This window comes from Paraburkholderia sp. SIMBA_053 (assembly GCF_046534895.1).
GTDB classification, from domain to species: Bacteria; Pseudomonadota; Gammaproteobacteria; order Burkholderiales; family Burkholderiaceae; genus Paraburkholderia; species Paraburkholderia caledonica.
In genome coordinates this window covers 1-350 of the sequence record NZ_JAWRXU010000248.1, presented here as the reverse complement: position 1 = coordinate 350, position 350 = coordinate 1, and the positions used below count along the sequence as shown (strand labels likewise).

General features: G+C 58.0%; 1 pseudogene. It reads left to right on the top strand.

The window, feature by feature from the left end:
* Positions 1-50: 50 nt before the first annotated feature.
* Positions 51-350, top strand: a pseudogene (locus SB753_RS35475) (transcriptional regulator); the annotation flags it as partial.

The following is a 350-nucleotide window of genomic DNA, read 5'->3' as shown; positions in this document are numbered from 1 at the left end:
CGGACTGGGTGTTCGAGCGAGACTACCAGCGTGAATCGGGTTACGAGCTGATGAAGTCATGGTTCGCTGAACACCAGCGATATCCGCAAGCGCTGTTCGCAGGCTCGATTACGTTGCTCGAAGGCGTTCTGCAGTTTATGAACGATGCACATCAACTGGCGCAGGCGCCAGGCCAACTGATGACGTTCCATGACCATAAGCTGCTCGACTGTCTGCCTTTCAAGATCGACGCGATTATCCAGGACAGCGCGCAACTGGCTGAGCACAGTTTGCGCTGCGTGTTTTCTCTGCTTGAGGGTGACGGCGCGCCGGACTCGCGGCTGGTGCCGGCGCGGATTCGGTATCGTAGG